The 14,453-nt window shown below is 58.8% G+C and carries 13 protein-coding genes and 1 pseudogene; 9 read left to right on the forward strand and 5 right to left on the reverse strand.

Annotated elements, in window-relative coordinates; genetic code table 11:
* Positions 1-244 precede the first annotated feature (244 nt).
* The 3 genes from LZ605_RS17030 to LZ605_RS17040 all read left to right on the forward strand — a co-directional run bounded on the left by LZ605_RS17030 (position 245) and on the right by LZ605_RS17040 (position 4,691).
* Positions 245-1,405, forward strand: coding sequence for an MBL fold metallo-hydrolase (locus LZ605_RS17030; RefSeq protein WP_071227700.1), 1,161 nt, complete (start codon positions 245-247; stop codon positions 1,403-1,405).
* Positions 1,402-3,642 (forward strand): ThiF family adenylyltransferase, encoded by a 2,241-nt coding sequence (locus LZ605_RS17035; protein WP_164145931.1) that lies wholly within the window; start codon positions 1,402-1,404, stop codon positions 3,640-3,642. The genes LZ605_RS17030 and LZ605_RS17035 overlap by 4 nt, the downstream gene beginning before the upstream one ends.
* A 68-nt stretch (positions 3,643-3,710) precedes the next feature.
* Positions 3,711-4,691 (forward strand): patatin-like phospholipase family protein, encoded by a 981-nt coding sequence (locus tag LZ605_RS17040; RefSeq protein ID WP_249844938.1) that lies wholly within the window; start codon positions 3,711-3,713, stop codon positions 4,689-4,691.
* Positions 4,692-4,807: 116 nt separating this feature from the next.
* On the opposite strand, the pseudogene LZ605_RS17045 reads toward LZ605_RS17040, so the two are convergent.
* Positions 4,808-5,833: pseudogene (locus LZ605_RS17045) on the reverse strand (YifB family Mg chelatase-like AAA ATPase); the annotation flags it as partial.
* Positions 5,834-6,279: 446 nt separating this feature from the next.
* On the opposite strand from LZ605_RS17045, the gene LZ605_RS17050 reads away from it, so the two are divergent.
* The gene (locus tag LZ605_RS17050) at positions 6,280-7,185 is read left to right on the forward strand and encodes an Abi family protein (protein ID WP_249842604.1); all 906 of its coding nucleotides are present in this window, start codon (positions 6,280-6,282) and stop codon (positions 7,183-7,185) included.
* Between the two features lie 71 nt (positions 7,186-7,256).
* Here the strand turns inward: LZ605_RS17050 and LZ605_RS17055 are convergent, their stop codons facing one another.
* Together LZ605_RS17055 and LZ605_RS17060 are read right to left on the reverse strand one after the other, a co-directional pair.
* Positions 7,257-7,751: a cold-shock protein gene (locus LZ605_RS17055; RefSeq protein WP_249842605.1), complete on the reverse strand. Its 495-nt coding sequence runs from the start codon at positions 7,749-7,751 to the stop codon at positions 7,257-7,259.
* A 14-nt stretch (positions 7,752-7,765) separates the two neighbouring features.
* Complete coding sequence (locus LZ605_RS17060) at positions 7,766-8,122, reverse strand: hypothetical protein (protein WP_249842606.1); 357 nt, start codon at positions 8,120-8,122, stop codon at positions 7,766-7,768.
* Between the two features lie 588 nt (positions 8,123-8,710).
* On the opposite strand from LZ605_RS17060, the gene LZ605_RS17065 reads away from it, so the two are divergent.
* The 3 genes from LZ605_RS17065 to LZ605_RS17075 all read left to right on the forward strand — a co-directional run bounded on the left by LZ605_RS17065 (position 8,711) and on the right by LZ605_RS17075 (position 10,670).
* Positions 8,711-9,430, forward strand: coding sequence for a GNAT family N-acetyltransferase (locus tag LZ605_RS17065; protein ID WP_249842607.1), 720 nt, complete (start codon positions 8,711-8,713; stop codon positions 9,428-9,430).
* 216 nt (positions 9,431-9,646) lie between these two features.
* The gene (locus tag LZ605_RS17070) at positions 9,647-10,249 is read left to right on the forward strand and encodes a DUF998 domain-containing protein (RefSeq protein ID WP_249842608.1); all 603 of its coding nucleotides are present in this window, start codon (positions 9,647-9,649) and stop codon (positions 10,247-10,249) included.
* 55 nt (positions 10,250-10,304) lie between these two features.
* Positions 10,305-10,670, forward strand: a complete 366-nt coding sequence (locus tag LZ605_RS17075; RefSeq protein WP_249842609.1) for a hypothetical protein — start codon at positions 10,305-10,307, stop codon at positions 10,668-10,670.
* A gap of 246 nt (positions 10,671-10,916) precedes the next feature.
* Here LZ605_RS17075 and LZ605_RS17080 read toward each other — a convergent pair whose 3' ends face one another.
* Positions 10,917-11,291, reverse strand: coding sequence for a hypothetical protein (locus LZ605_RS17080; RefSeq protein ID WP_249842610.1), 375 nt, complete (start codon positions 11,289-11,291; stop codon positions 10,917-10,919).
* A 129-nt stretch (positions 11,292-11,420) separates the two neighbouring features.
* On the opposite strand from LZ605_RS17080, the gene LZ605_RS17085 reads away from it, so the two are divergent.
* Complete coding sequence (locus LZ605_RS17085; RefSeq protein ID WP_057497956.1) at positions 11,421-11,798, forward strand: hypothetical protein; 378 nt, start codon at positions 11,421-11,423, stop codon at positions 11,796-11,798.
* Between the two features lie 64 nt (positions 11,799-11,862).
* Here LZ605_RS17085 and LZ605_RS17090 read toward each other — a convergent pair whose 3' ends face one another.
* On the reverse strand, positions 11,863-12,138 hold the full coding sequence (locus LZ605_RS17090; protein ID WP_249842611.1) for a hypothetical protein: 276 nt from the start codon (positions 12,136-12,138) through the stop codon (positions 11,863-11,865).
* 194 nt (positions 12,139-12,332) lie between these two features.
* Between LZ605_RS17090 and LZ605_RS17095 the strand changes: the two genes are divergently transcribed.
* Positions 12,333-13,925, forward strand: coding sequence for an AAA family ATPase (locus tag LZ605_RS17095; RefSeq protein ID WP_249842612.1), 1,593 nt, complete (start codon positions 12,333-12,335; stop codon positions 13,923-13,925).
* Positions 13,926-14,453 lie beyond the last annotated feature (528 nt).

A 14,453-nucleotide genomic window follows, 5' to 3' on the forward strand; every position in this document is an offset into this window, starting at 1 on the left:
GACACCATCCCTTCAAACAAGCCGGCGCACAATTCGACGGCTTGTTATGTTATTGATTTTAAAGGCCTCGGCCCTTCTTCTCCAAACACAAAAGAAAATTCCGCCCGGCCCTTGAAAAGAGTGATGGTCATCACAAAATAGACGCTTGGCTGAACAGAAACAGCCGGCTGCACGCGGTCTCATGCCTCGAGACGGCAGGGCGGCAATCTGAGATTGATGGATCAACTTTCAGGGGGATGTCGAGATGGCGACTAAGCACCAAGTGATTTTCTACCCGGTTGGTAACGGGGACACGACGCAGATCATTCTTGATAATGGAAAACGAGTTCTCTTCGACTTCCGTCACAAACAGTGCGCGGAAGAAGAGTCGACACCAGAGATTGATCTGAAGGCAGCTCTCAAGAAAGACCTTGCCGACGCAGGCAAGGAAAGCTTCGACGTCGTTGCATTCACCCACGCAGACAATGATCACATCGAGGGAAGCACTGACTTCTTCTGGCTGGAGCATGCAAAGGTCTATCATGGCGACGGTCGGATCAAGATCGACCAGTTGTGGGTCCCCGCAGCAATGCTCTTGGAGGAGGCCACCCAAGAACAGCAGAGCGAAGAGTTCGTGCTTCTGAGGCAAGAGGCGCGCCACCGTCTGCTGGAAGGAAAAGGCATTCTGGTCTTCTCACAGCCAGAGGCGCTGATGGAGTGGCTGGAGCCCAAGTTGGAAGCACGCGGCGAAGCATTGACGGCCCGGGATCACCTGTTTGTCGACGCTGGCACTGTCGTTCCGGGTTTCACCTTGCAAGAAGACAACGTGGAGTTCTTCTGCCACTCGCCCTTCGTCGAACATTGCGACGATGGGGACATCATCCGCAACTCAGCAGCCTTGGTGTTCAACGTGAGGCTCCAGGCAGACGGCCGCACCTACGACTACCTGGAAGTTGGTGATGCCGACTACTGCGACCTGGAGAGAATTGTCGACATTACGAAGTATCACGGCAATGAAGACCGTCTTGCCTGGGACCTCTTCAACATTCCCCATCACTGCAGCTACAAGGCACTCGGGGCAGAAAAGGGGGAGAAGGACACTGTTCCCTGCGAAAAGGTCGCTGAACTTCTCATGATGGGAAAGAAGGACTCGTACATCGTCGCTTGCTGCAAACCTGTGCCCGACATTAAAGAGTCCTACGAGCAGGTCCAGCCACCCCACATTCAAGCCCGCAGAACCTACGCGTCCTATCTTGAGAAGGTTGGTGGAAGATCCTTCCTCGTCACCATGGAAGAGCCTAACGCCAACAAGCCCAAGCCAATTGTCTTTGAGGTGGCTGCCGCAGGCGTCACATGGACGAAAGCAGCGTCGTCATTTGGCTCTGCGGCCATCGTTGCCTCCCGCCCAGCCAGGGCAGGAGCATGAGCTCGGAGTACTTTGCGCATACATTGACTGCTCTCGACGATCTAGCGGCAGTCACATCGCGTACAAGCGCGATGATCGCAGCTGTCAATGCTCACCGTGACTTCAAGCTCATTGAGGTGATGCGTAGCGCCAAGGTAGATGAGCTGGAGACCGTCTACCTAATGGTGGACGTTGAATGCCACGGTGTGCCCACCCACAATGAATACGGGCTCCGCTTTCGGGAGCGCATGCTTATACATGTACCTCAGGACGATGCGAAGGCAACGGTCGTTTGGTCAATGCGAAAGGACTTTCCGAGGCTTGCACACCAAAACAGCGTGACGTCGCAGGGCCCAGCTCAGCTCTGCTTGTATTTCGAACCGCCCCCCGTTGTCGCTCGCACCTGGACTCCTTCGTCATTTCTTGCTCGGATCCAGTGGTGGATGGAGAAGAATGCCAAGGGCGAGCTGCATCTGGCCGATCAGCCTTTGGACATGCTGTTCTTTGAGTCTCGGCATGAACTGCTGATCCCTTGGGATCTTGACCAACTGGCGGCAAGGGGGAAGCTCAGTGTCATCGCTGCAGCTGCGCGTAAGGACGATGGCTGGACACTGCGCATCGTTGATCAACTGCCTGCCAACAAGTCTCTCCACGCTACTCTGGTCAAGGTAGATCTTGAGCCCATTGAAGGCGGGATGATTGAATGGGATCCGCATACTCTCGGACAGTTGAATGAGCTTTTGGCACGGCGAGGAGCGGACCTGCTTCCGCTTGTAACAGCAGCTATCCAGGCAGCGACGCCTTCAGGCGGACTCACTCGCCAGGATGAGGTTCCGAGCACGCTTGTGCTGCTCTCTGTTCCCATCAAGCGTGCGTCGACTGGCGAGGTCGAAGGAATCACCTATCGCGCCTTCTTCCTTGATGGTGGGGCACTGAAGATCGGAACTATGCTCGGTGCCCTTATCCCGCATGACGGTCGGTACTTCAGCTCAGTTGGTGTTGTTGGAAATCAGCCGCAGGAAGGTTGGGAGTCTATCGGGCTTGATCCAGTCACCGTTCTTTGGGAGAACAGCCCTGAACGTGCACGCACCCAGTCAGGCTTCAGCGATGCAGGGCCGCAAGGCGTATTGATCGGCGTTGGATCTTTGGGAAGTGCTTTGTTGGACCTATGGGTTCGATCTGGCTGGGGTCGGTGGACTGTAGTGGATAAGGATCATGTCCGACCGCACAATCTGTCACGCCACACTGCATTCAATAGACAGATTGGGCTACCCAAGGTTCTGGCAGTCTCCGCGAATGCCAGGGAGGTCACGCGTAACGGTTCGGCTGTGACTCCTCTCGAGGAAGACGTCCTTACCAGTACATCGCCAGAGCTGGCGCAGGCCCTCAGGAGCGCAAACTTGGTCGTAGATGCAACTGCAGACCTAGGGTACCCGCGGGCGTCAGCAGTCGTGGATGATCGATCACGGCATGTGAGCGTGTTCGTAACTCCCACCGGTCGGTCGGGAGTCATGATGCTTGAGGACGTCGCCAAGGAACGGTGCTTGCGTACGATTGAAGCTCAGTACTACCGCGCCATCATCAATTCCGATTGGGGAAGGGCCCATCTTGAGGGCCATCGCGGAGCGTTTTGGAGCGGAGCATCGTGCCGTGACATCTCAATGGTCCTACCGTACTCGAGTGTGATGATTCATGCCTGTCAGTTTGCCGAGAGCATCCCAGTCCATATTGCCAACCCCCAGGCCGCCGCGTTGATCTGGCAGCGAGATTTGAGCGGTCAAACGGAAGCGATAGAGATCCCACTGTCTGATAGGCGGATACACCAAGCAGCTAATGGTCTCTGCATCTACATGGATGAAGGCCTACACGAACATCTGCATGCTCTGCGCGGCAATAGTCTTCCCAACGAGACGGGGGGCATCCTCCTTGGTTACCACGACTTCACGCAGAACCTGCTCGTCGTTGTAGATGCGCTCCCGGCGCCAGCCGACAGTAAGGGTACGCCCGCTTCGTTTGAGCGCGGCGTTGCCGGAATGCCAGAGGCTGTCGCAGAGGCACAGAACCGCACTGCTGGAATCGTTGGATACGTTGGAGAGTGGCACAGCCACCCAGACGGCTGTCCTCCAGAGCCAAGCCGAGCTGATCTTGTGCAGCTGGTCGAGCTCGCTATGGGAATGCACGAAGAAGGCCTTCCGGTAATCCAAGTCATCGTTGGAAGCCATGACATTCGTGTTGTCCAGGCGGAGGTTCAGCCTTGAAAGATCGCCAGATCGATCTAGTGCTGTCCGGTGGAGGCATCAGAGCAATGACCTTCCACTTGGGGGTCATGCGGGCGCTGGCAAGGGCTGGTTGTTTGGAGTCAGTGTCTCGGATATCCAGCGTGTCGGGAGGGAGCCTTATCACCGGACTTGTGCTGCATCGCTCTGGCATGGCATGGCCGACTTCAGAGCGGTTTCTCGAACAGATCTACCCGGCACTCCGCGATGAACTCACCTCACGCAGCCTCCAGTGGGATGCACTCCGCGAATTGTCGAGCCTCTCGAATCTCCGGTTCTTGTTGAGCCGCTCGAATCTCTTGGCAGCTGCACTGCGCCGCCGGTGGGGCATTGAGAACAGGCTTTGCGATCTTCCCGCGACACCTGATTGGTCAATCAATGGGACCAATGCTGAGAACGGACGCCGCTTTCGGTTCAAGCGTGCAGACTTGGGAGATTACCTCACGGGCTACGCAGCTGCGGGCAACTTCCCCCTGGCCAGCGCAATGGCTGTCTCGGCCGCCTTCCCAGGCGGCTTTGGTCCGCTTCGCCTCAGGGCGGACAAATTCAGGTGGAAGCGTCGAGCGAACTGGAGCGGGCCTGCACACGAAACCGTAGACTCCCAGCCGGGCTCTGTAATCCATCTCTACGACGGTGGCGTATACGACAACCTTGGACTTGAGCCCTTCTTTGATGCGGGTAGTGGAGAGCCGAAGGAGCCGAACGGCCACTTCATCCTGGTGTCAGATGCAGGAAGGCCCTTGGATATGGGCTTCAGCAAATACTCTCTGAATCCATTCCGGATCAAGCGCGTGGCCGACATCATGTCTGACCAGTCACATGCACTGAGGGTTCGCTCCTTTCACCACTACCTCTCTAAGAGTGCCAATAGGGGAGCAATGATCTACATCGGCAGTCCAACCAGTGCGGACTCTGCAGATGAGGAGGAGGCAAACTTCGTAGCGAGATTCCCAACAAGCCTTATCAAGCTCACCGCAGCCGACTTCGACAGAATTGCGATCCACGGTGAAAGGCTTACACGCTTGCTCTAGCAGAGCCCAAGGCCTCCATTTCCCTAGAATAGACCCCGTCTGCCGTGAAGAATTTGGTCGGCTCGTTCTGTCACCCCTGACGACCTAAATGCTTACATGGTGGGATTTCTCACAAAAGCCGCCACCAGCTGGAAGCGAGCCGGGTACTGCACACTGCGCGCCGCGCGGGAAATTCGGATATGGCCCGACTCCAGCGGCTCGCGCAGCGTTTCCAGCGCGCTGCGGTTCCACTCGGGCAGTTCGTCCAGGAACAGTACGCCGTGATGGGCCAGCGATATCTCGCCGGGGCAGGGCGGGTTGCCGCCGCCCACCAGCGCCGCCGCGCTCGCACTATGGTGGGGAGAGCGGAACGGCCGTTGCCGCCAACGCTTCGGGTCCAACCCCTCGCCACTCACCGAGGCAATCGCAGCCAGCTGCAGTGCTTCGGCCTCTTCGGCATCCGGCAGCAGCCCGGGCAGGCGTGAGGCCAACAGCGTCTTGCCGCAGCCCGGGCTGCCGATCAGCAGCAGATGATGGCCACCGGCCGCCGCCACCTCCAACGCACGCCGCGCATGCCCCTGCCCGCGCACGTCGGCCAGATCGGGCAGCGGCAGCGGTGGGATGTCCACGCGCTCCACGGGCGGCAGCAGGCGCGGGTTGCCCAGCCCGGCGCAGCATTCCAGCAACGTACGCGCCACACGTACATCGGCGTGCTCGGCGAGCGCCGCCTCGGCAGCATTGCCGGGCGGCACCACCAGGATGCGCCCGGCTTCAGCGGCGGCAATCGCGGCGGGCAATGCACCGGCCACCGGGCGTAGTTCGCCGGTGAGTCCCAGCTCGCCCAGGAATTCGTATTGCAGCAGCGACTGCGGATCGACCTGTCCGCTGGCCGCGAGGATGCCCAGCGCGATGGCCAGGTCGTAGCGCCCGCCTTCCTTGGGCAGGTCGGCCGGTGCGAGATTCAAGGTGATGCGCCGTTGCGGGAAGTCGAAGCGTGCACAGAGCAGGGCGGCACGTACACGTTCGCGCGATTCACGCACGCTGGTTTCGGCCAGTCCGACAATCTGGGTGGCGGGCAGGCCACCGGAAAGATGCACTTCCACCCGCACCAGAGGGGCATCAACCCCGGCGCGGGCACGGCTGTGGACCAGCGCCAGGCTCATGAACGGTTTCCTGCGGAGGGACGCTTGATGGTGCGGCAGGCGCGTTGCGGCGAACCATCGGGAATTGCGGGTGAAGTGGCTAGGGGGATTCTGGCAGACCGTTGGACTGCGCCTGCTTGCTTGGTAGCGACCGGTGTCCGCGATCAAGTGTCGGAACTCAACCGGTATGAAGTGGAACAACGCCGGGGAATGGGCAGTTGCCGCCCGCCCGGGCAGGCCTTTCACGTCGCTGGATCTGCGCCCGTGATACTGCGCGAGATCAAGAAAGTTCTCCACGAAGTGCTTTTCGTACAAGCATTTACGATTACCCGGAACTACACACATTTACTTGAAGGTAAGCAAAGAAGGCGCTAGAATTCACCCAACACACCCGCCAAGCCTCTGACGCGCTAGTTCGCGACATGCTCAAATTGGCGGGTTTTTTTTGACTACGGATTGGAGTCAGGATGACTCGCTACCGCAAATTGCCCCTGTCGATTCAGGAGCAGTTGGATCTGCTCGAGCAGCGTGGGCTTGCCATTGGCGATACCGCCAATGCCAATCGATACCTGCAGCGTGTCGGCTACTACCGTCTCATGGGTTATCTCTACACCCAGCGTGTTCCCGGTAGTGATCACTTCCATGACCAAGCAACCTTCGAGGACGCGGTCAGCCTCTATGAGTTCGATAGAGGGCTTCGAGACCTGGTGATGGAGGCCGTTGGCCATATCGAAGTAGCAACGCGAACTGTGCTCACATACCACTTTGCGCATGCCTACGGCGCCTTCGGTCACTTGGAGCCTCGCAATCTGACCTTCGCTGGGCAGGAGTATGCGGATTGGCTTGCCAGCGTCGAGAGTGAAGTGATGCGATCCAAGGAGACGTTCATTCGACACTACAAGGACAAGTACAGTGCACCGGCGTTCCCCAAAGTTCCGATCTGGATGGCGACAGAAGTCATGTCATTGGGGTCACTCTCTCGCTTCTACAAAGCACTGCACAACAAGGAACAAAAGGTTGTCGCTGGAGAGATGCAGGTCGCAGCGCCCGTCTTCGCGAACTGGCTGCATGTCACCAGTGTCGCCAGGAACGTCGTTGCCCACCACGGCAGACTGTGGAACAAAGAGTTAGGCATTTCGGCGGTTCGCCCTCGATCTGCGGGGTGGTCTGAACAGGAAGCGCCATATGCACCGAATCGTTGCTTCTTCCTGTTGCTACTGCTTCGCAAACTTCTGAACGGTACGACCGCTGATGCAAGAGATTGGCGTGAGCGTGTCGATACTCATCTCTCGGTCGGCCTGACGAGCGAGGTCCGAACGAATAGCCTCGGGGCTGCGAAGGGGTGGCAAGACCACTGCCTTTGGCGGGGGTGAGCCTCAGAACTCCCCCTGGCGGTCCCGTAGTCGCTACCGGATCCGTACTGTAGGTGGATGCGTGAGGGGACTTAAAGCCAAGCACTGCGCGGCACCCCAAACAGACACCTCTGCGTATCCGGCATCGACCCATCGAAACGCCTCAACCGCGCCTCAACCCAGGATGGCCCCGCACGCTCCACCAGCAGCCGCCCCTCAATCTGCTGCACAAACAGCCAACGCTCGAAGCTCATGCGCAGGTGCTCGATATCCGGTGCCCGCCACGCGGCATCGGCAGGCATCCGGATCAGCACGCGCGAGGGCGCACTCTCCACCTCCATCACCACAACGCCCTTACACCGGATCTCGAAAGACGTCGCCCCAGCATAGCGCGTGTGGAATTCAAAGCCTTCGACGGCCTTGGCGGAAACGAAGCCCAGCGCGTCGCCGTGCAGCAACCGGTAATCGAAGGGCTTCAGCTTCTGGTAGGACCACTCCCGATCACTCGCTGGCGCGGGCCACGCGGCCCATACCACGGCGATCGCCACGATGCAGGCCGCCGCAGCAACAAGGCTGTGCTTCTTCATCACTCACCCCGACCTCAGGCCTTGGGCCGCATGCGCTCGTGGATGAACGCCGCGAGCGCCATATCGGCCATCACCAGCCCCTCCATCACGCGGTCGCCCACGTACTGCTCGGGCTCACCGTTCTGGCGCGTGCGCTCGGCTGCCAACAGGATTTCCTGCACGATGCGCTGGCCGGTTGCCGCGCAGTCGGCGTCGGACATCGCCATCTGTCGGCTGCGCAGCAGGTGACGTTCGGGCCATGGCCGGCCGTCGGCCGCCGCGCCGGCGCCGATGGCGCGCAGGGTGGCAATGAGGCTGTTGGGGTCCAGCGCGGGCGCGGGTGACGGGGCTTCCTGGATGGGGCGCGGGGGTGGGGAGTGCGGCGTGGTCATGGCAGGCTCCGTGCAAGCAGGCGGAAGCCGCCACCGATAAAGGTGGCGGACAGGGCGTGGCTCGAAAACCGGTGTGTGATGATCGCCGGCGGGCACGAGGCCCCCACGCCCCGCCCGCCATAGCCGGCAGACGGATTGCCAGCCGGCACCAAGCAAGTTGATGCCGGCTGGCAAGCGCAAACTTCATCACAACAACGGGTTTTCGAGTCCCGGCCACCGATGCACGGTGGCGGAGCAACGATTACTCGCCGTTGTGTTGAATGCCAAGGGGTAGGGGTCAATGCCGCCAAAACCCGAGACGTTTTCGGCATTGTCGCATAGCGCGGAAAGGGGCGAGAGCCTTGGTGGGCTAGGCGCACAGGCACTTCTGGAACGGAGTCGTCAAATTCTTCCGCCAGAGACGCAAGGCGCGGCAAATGCGACAGCATTGGTTCGACGGCAATGTGTGATCCCCCATGTGATGGAACAGGAAGACGCCGCAAGCTTGCTCGGAAGCGAGCCAGTGCGGCATCCACTTCTGGCTCGAGGTGGAGCGCTGCAGATCAAGCCGCTTAGAATTGGTGATGCAAGGCAGGCTTGGGAGTAGCAATGCATCCTTTCAGTTCGGCCGTTGTCACCTACTGGGATGGGCTCTTCCGCTACGGCATCCCCGTGCCGACGGCAAGCGGCTTCAGTCTGGTGATAAACCCCCACCTCACCACCGAGCGTCGGGCAATGGTCTTGGTGACCCCCAATGGCACCATGCGTGCCGCAGTGTCTCCCTGCATTGCCTCCACTGTGGGAATCACCTCGGACAGTCCTGCGATCACACTGCAATGGCTACGCGAGGCGCTCCACGCAGCAGGCGTCGAGATGCATGCGCCAGATGTCATCTACCACGTGCCAGTCACCGGACTTTCTGCAACGCAGGGCAACGCCTCGGCTGAGGTACGCCAGTTGACGCCTGAAGATGCTGTGCTGTTCGATGGATTCATGGCACAGATATCTCAGAGCGACCAGGACGATGCGTCCGTGGAAGCCGGGCACTGGGCGGCATTTGGCGCATTCGCCGAGTCGGAACTATTGGCTGTCTCCAGCCTTTACCCATGGGGCGGCGCGGCCATTGCCGATATGGGCGTGCTGACCATGCCCCGAGCACGCGGCAAGGGTCTCGCGGCGTCTTTGGTGCGCGCGATGATCGAGTATGCCGGCAAGTGCGGATATGAAGCCCAGTACCGCTGTCAGTTCGACAACGTGGCGTCGAACAGGCTTGCGGCATCTCTCGGGCTGGCTTCGTACGGAAAGTGGGAGGTGGCGTGCTCGCCCTAGAATTGCTGGCGTCTTGACGTGAGGTCATGCGATGGAACCGCTGTGACACCGGCTAGGGGGTTTAAATGACTTCCTGCCTATTGAACCTACCGGGTGCCGCGCGCAATCTGACTACCGCTGTAGTCATTCAAGACCATCCTGCCCGCAGCAGCAAGGTTCTGCAGCGTTCGAATGGATTCCACCCACTGGCGTAGGCCAATACGAGGATCACTGCACGTGCAACGCCGCAGCCGACTGCTTCTCTGCGCGGGTCTGATCCCGCTTCCGTGGTTCCTGTTCTGGACCAGCGTTGCCGCCGTGTTCGCACCGGGTTACAACCCGCTTGCACAGCACGCTAGCGAGCTGCTGCAGGCACCCACGCTTGCAAGCATCTGCGCCAGGATCGCCGCCATCGGCTCCGGCGTGTGGTTCGTGGCGTTCTCCATCGGGGTGTGGCGCGAATCCGGGCGTCGCATTGCATTGGGTGCCATCTGCTGGATGATCTTTGGCGTCTCGATGCTGACCAACGGGCTCTGGCCCATGGGTCATCCGATGCACGGCTTCTACACCATCGGTATCGCCAACATCATCGCGCCGGCGATGTCGCACATCGAGTTGAGCGCGTGGTCTGCCAACCGAAGGGCGTACGCCGTGACCGCTCTGGTGAGCATCGCGAGCGTCGTCTATCTATGGTTGAATGTGGTGGGCGCGGACCCGGAGGGCTACAGAGGGCTGACTCAGCGCGTGTTCTCGTCCATCAACTCGCTCTGGCCATTCCTGGTTGCGATGTACCTGCTGCGCAGGGGTTCGGGGGAAGCGAAGATGCGCCCCGCGCTTTGATGGGCGGGCGCGACAGGGCATGGATGGCCGTTGAGTGGCCGGAGCTGAGAAAGGGATGAAGATCTTTCGCCGTCAGCTGATCTACGTTCAAGTGCACCAGGACCACTTCATGGCCCGCGTAGTGGGTGGGGACAGAACGATTCGCCGCCAGTGCCACGCACTGGGCAATCGCGCGGGGGCGATCAAGGATTTCACCACGCTTGGGCCTCAGCTCAAGGCGATCTTCTCGGAGCTCACGCCAGGTTTCTCACTCGTCAAGCCGTGGGCGCTACTGCACTTTGATCCGGTTGAATACCCGGTCACGAAGGAAGAACTGGCCGGTTTCCAGAAGGCTGCCATGCGCAGCGGGGTGAGTTTCTGCTTTCTCTCCACGTGGGAGCAGCGGCATGAAGACAACGACTTGATGGACATGTTCAAGTAGGGGCCGGCTCGATACTTCTTTCACAGCCGAGCCGCTTTTGTGATTGGACGACGGATCGCTTCAATCGCTATCGGGACTCGAATTGAGTGGCAACCGAAACACTGCAATGGATAGTGTTGGAGCCAGCCTTGCGGGCGCAGCCTCCTGCTGGGCCCGATCACTGCTGAGCAGCGGCGCAACACTGATTGCCCGCTGTTGTGCGCAATGCTAAGAGGAGGTGTTGGTACCGACAACGTCCGAGAGGTTCTACTGGTAGTAGGTTTCACGAACGATTTCGTTGCACGTCGGGTCGACATCAACGTGGAAAGATTTCAACCCGTCGCGGGGCAGGAGCACTTTCAGGTCCTCCAGGTACTGCACAGCGAACCCTCGATCCGAATTTCCGGAGCCTTCCTCCTCGATGCGGTACAACGTCCTGTCCCATCCCCTCGAGTCCTCAACATGCTGCTCGATCAGCTGCAGGCAGCGCTCATGCCTGGCTTGGCCTGGTTCACTTCCGTGGCAGGCTGGGGCAATGAAGCCGAGCGTTGCGAGCAAGCAGGATAGTTTGAACAGACGCATGCTCAGTCCCCATTTGGATGAAGCTTTCAGATGCTCATCAGTGGCAGGAGGATCGTCCATGGTTGCACTGTCTGGTGCAAGATTGGCAAGGGCGCACGATTGGGGCTGTTTCGCGGCAGGCGGCTGCGCGACACGGAGAATGGAGACAATGACCAAGGTGACCGGTACCAGGATAAAGGACCACACGCGATGAAACTACCGGCCCGCTTCTGGGTGCATCTTTTCAGCCATCTGGGGTTCGTCGCAATCATGGCCGCGCTCTTGGCCGACTGGGTTGGGGTGTTCTTCGAAGCTCTTGTCAGCCAATCCCATGCCCCCGCCGACGTCGCCCGGGTGGGTGATGTCGGAACGGTGTTCGGGTTCTGCGTGCTCGCCCTGTTGCTGTTGGGGGCGCTGAGCATCCCGGGTGAACTGTCGGGGCTGGTCAGGCCGTACGACCGCAAGGCGCCCTATCGGCAGGAGGCGCAGGTGATGCATCGGAAGGTGCTGCTGATCACCATCGCGGTACTGTCCTGGGCGGCACTGGCGTCGGTGTTTTTCATCGGATCGTTGCTGCGTTCCGGCTAGGCATGCCTGCCGCAAGATCACGGGCAGACCCCTTCAGCAGGAGCCTGCCCATGACCGGGCGTGATCAATTCAATTCGTAGTGCTCTTCGATTTCGGCGAACAGCTGAGCAGCCTCCTCTTCGGCGCGCTTGTTCTCATCGGCTGCAAGGGGCTCCAGCTCGATTCCGTCGTCTCCCCCTACATACGCTGGCCCGCCGACATCGTCGTCGTACGGCCTACCGAATTCGTTGATCGCTTCAAATCGATCCTGGCTCAGGTCTCGACCCAGCATGCGCGAAAGATGCATCCAGACCCAAGCGCGGAACGGCGATTCGTCGCGGTCTTCAATAAGCGTACGCATGACAGCTACGTCTCCCGAGCGCGCGCGTATGGCCAGCTGACTGCAGAGGAGTGCGGGTAGGTCCCGGTTGATAAGCTCGCCCACGCGCACTAATCTCGGCAACGCTTTCCTGGCTGTCCCCGGGGGCGCTGTGAGCAATTTGGGCGGCCGAGGCCGAGGAACTGGCTGGCAGATTCCGGTATAAGGAGATATGCATGCGCGTTGAGAAAGTTCGGCTCAGATCCTTTAAGCGTTTCACTGATCTTCAAGTTGGGCCTATACCCGTAGGGGCTAAGCTGGTTGTGCTGGTGGGACCAAACGGTTCAGGGAAGAGTAGCCTGCTAGAGGCATTCAATCACTGGCACTCCCTAAGGGGGTGGGGAAGCGTGGGAGACGCTCGTTACCTTCGCAAGGATCAATCAGCGCCCGGCGAGGACTGGACCCGAGAGTCGGTCGTGGTGTCATTTCATGGGGTTGACAGCACTGCGCGAGATTTTCGAGATAAGTTGTATTTTAGAACCGCATATCGCAATGAGCCTGACTTCAATGTTCACCAGCTCCAGCGGGTAGAGTCGCCCGTCGATAATCCCCGGGTGGATCGCTTCATAGCGAACGAATTCTCTGTCTCGCAGAACTATCAAAGACTCGTGGGCAGCACCCTTGCAGGGGTCTACAACTCTAACAACTCAGGGATGCTGGTGGGGGACCTTCGAGATGAGCTTGCGGGCAAGATCAAGGTCACTCTAAACAATGTCTTCGATGACCTTTGGTTTTCCTCGATCGGTGACCCCCTCAATCAAGGGTGCTTCTATTTTAAGAAGGGTGCCAGCTCGGAATTCCATTACAAGAATCTGTCTGCAGGAGAGAAATCTGTTTTTGATTTGATACTCGATCTCGTTGTCAACTCTTCGCACTACCCAGACGCGATCTTCTTCATTGATGAGCCTGAGGCTCATATTCATACTGAAAAGCAGGCAGCTACGCTTCGGGCACTGTTTGGCCTTATACCAGAGGACGGGCAGCTGTGGTGTTCCACTCATTCGCTTGGAATGCTGTTGGAAGCGCAGAAGATCGAATCAGAGCAGCCAGGTTCTGTAGCGTTCTTGGACTTTAGCAATAGGGACTACGACGTCGAGCAAGAGATACTGCCTTCTAGTCCTGATCGGCAACTGTGGGATAAGTCACTGGAACTCACACTTGGCAGCCTTTCATCACTTGTTGGCCCTAACACCATCTACCTGTGTGAAGGAGATCCGAATAGTCCGAAAAACAAGAGTTTTGATGCTCAGGTGCTTGAGCGCATCTTCAGCGCTTCGCAGCCGCAAAGCTCGTTCGTGTCGGTTGGCAACGCAGATGCAGTCATGGATGCGTCGGGAAGCGCGTTCCAGGCGCTCCGGGCGGTATTTCCAAATGCAACAATACGGCGTGTCGTTGATCGTGATTACCGTTCGGATGAGGAGGTGCAAGAGCTTAAGGGAAGAGGCATCTGCGTAACCACTGAACGCCACCTAGAATCATATCTTCTGTCAGATGAAATTATCGGAAAGCTATGTCTCCAGCGTGGAAGTTGTCACCTTACGTCTCAGGCGCTGCGGATTAAGGCGGAGGCGATGAGAGAGAGCGTGACGCGAATGAACGATGTCGACGATGTAAAGTCAGCCGCAGGCGAAATGGTCAATGGCCTTCGGCGGCTCCTTCAGATAAGAAACGGTGGAAGCACAACACACACCTTTCTGCGCGATACCATGGCTCCGCTGGTAACGGCCGACACTGCGACGTATCAGTCGCTGTTAGCTGATCTGACCTGATTTCGATTCTAGGCCTTCGATTCTGCGCTAAGGATCGCGATGCTTACGGACTTCAATAGGCTACACGAAGAGAGCGAGCTCGCGGTCCGCTCTCGCGATCCTATGCGGAAATGGGGCGTCAAACGTCGCGCTGGCGTGGTAGGTTGCGGAGCAGTACCGCGTGGGATTTTGAAGGAAAAGAAACTCGATCGGACTACAAAGCCGTCTACTCCGATCCCGCGTGCCTAGGCTCGCTGGTCCAGGGGCTCAAGGAGATTGGTATCGGTAGCTGCCTCCTTGGCAGCCAGCATGCCTCCCAATAGTCATTCAAACCGAACTCGTTGAGCGGGTCAGCTTGGTTCAGGGCAAGGAATTCGGAAGGCTCCCTTATAATCGCGCTTAATTCTCTATCGAAGGAAAGGTGAATTTAATGGACTCTCAGTCATATTCGGGCATGGGTGGAGTAACGCTCGACTGCTATCCCGGCAATCCCATTACCACAGTAGCTATGACGAACACCAACAAGTACGCGGTCAGGGTTAGTTTCAT

It is taken from the genome of Stenotrophomonas maltophilia, assembly GCF_023518235.1.
Taxonomy (GTDB): Bacteria; Pseudomonadota; Gammaproteobacteria; order Xanthomonadales; family Xanthomonadaceae; genus Stenotrophomonas.

Excerpts from the sequence above, each read along its gene's own strand:
- LZ605_RS17090 (WP_249842611.1), bottom strand. The coding sequence starts at position 12,138 with ATGCGTACGCTTATTGAAGACCGCGACGAATCGCCGTTCCGCGCTTGG.
- LZ605_RS17075 (WP_249842609.1), top strand. The coding sequence starts at position 10,305 with ATGAAGATCTTTCGCCGTCAGCTGATCTACGTTCAAGTGCACCAGGAC.
- LZ605_RS17050 (WP_249842604.1), top strand. The coding sequence starts at position 6,280 with ATGACTCGCTACCGCAAATTGCCCCTGTCGATTCAGGAGCAGTTGGAT.
- LZ605_RS17095 (WP_249842612.1), top strand. The coding sequence starts at position 12,333 with ATGCGCGTTGAGAAAGTTCGGCTCAGATCCTTTAAGCGTTTCACTGAT.
- LZ605_RS17085 (WP_057497956.1), top strand. The coding sequence starts at position 11,421 with ATGAAACTACCGGCCCGCTTCTGGGTGCATCTTTTCAGCCATCTGGGG.
- LZ605_RS17060 (WP_249842606.1), bottom strand. The coding sequence starts at position 8,122 with ATGACCACGCCGCACTCCCCACCCCCGCGCCCCATCCAGGAAGCCCCG.
- LZ605_RS17035 (WP_164145931.1), top strand. The coding sequence starts at position 1,402 with ATGAGCTCGGAGTACTTTGCGCATACATTGACTGCTCTCGACGATCTA.
- LZ605_RS17055 (WP_249842605.1), bottom strand. The coding sequence starts at position 7,751 with ATGAAGAAGCACAGCCTTGTTGCTGCGGCGGCCTGCATCGTGGCGATC.
- LZ605_RS17080 (WP_249842610.1), bottom strand. The coding sequence starts at position 11,291 with ATGGACGATCCTCCTGCCACTGATGAGCATCTGAAAGCTTCATCCAAA.
- LZ605_RS17030 (WP_071227700.1), top strand. The coding sequence starts at position 245 with ATGGCGACTAAGCACCAAGTGATTTTCTACCCGGTTGGTAACGGGGAC.
- LZ605_RS17065 (WP_249842607.1), top strand. The coding sequence starts at position 8,711 with ATGCATCCTTTCAGTTCGGCCGTTGTCACCTACTGGGATGGGCTCTTC.
- LZ605_RS17040 (WP_249844938.1), top strand. The coding sequence starts at position 3,711 with ATGCGGGCGCTGGCAAGGGCTGGTTGTTTGGAGTCAGTGTCTCGGATA.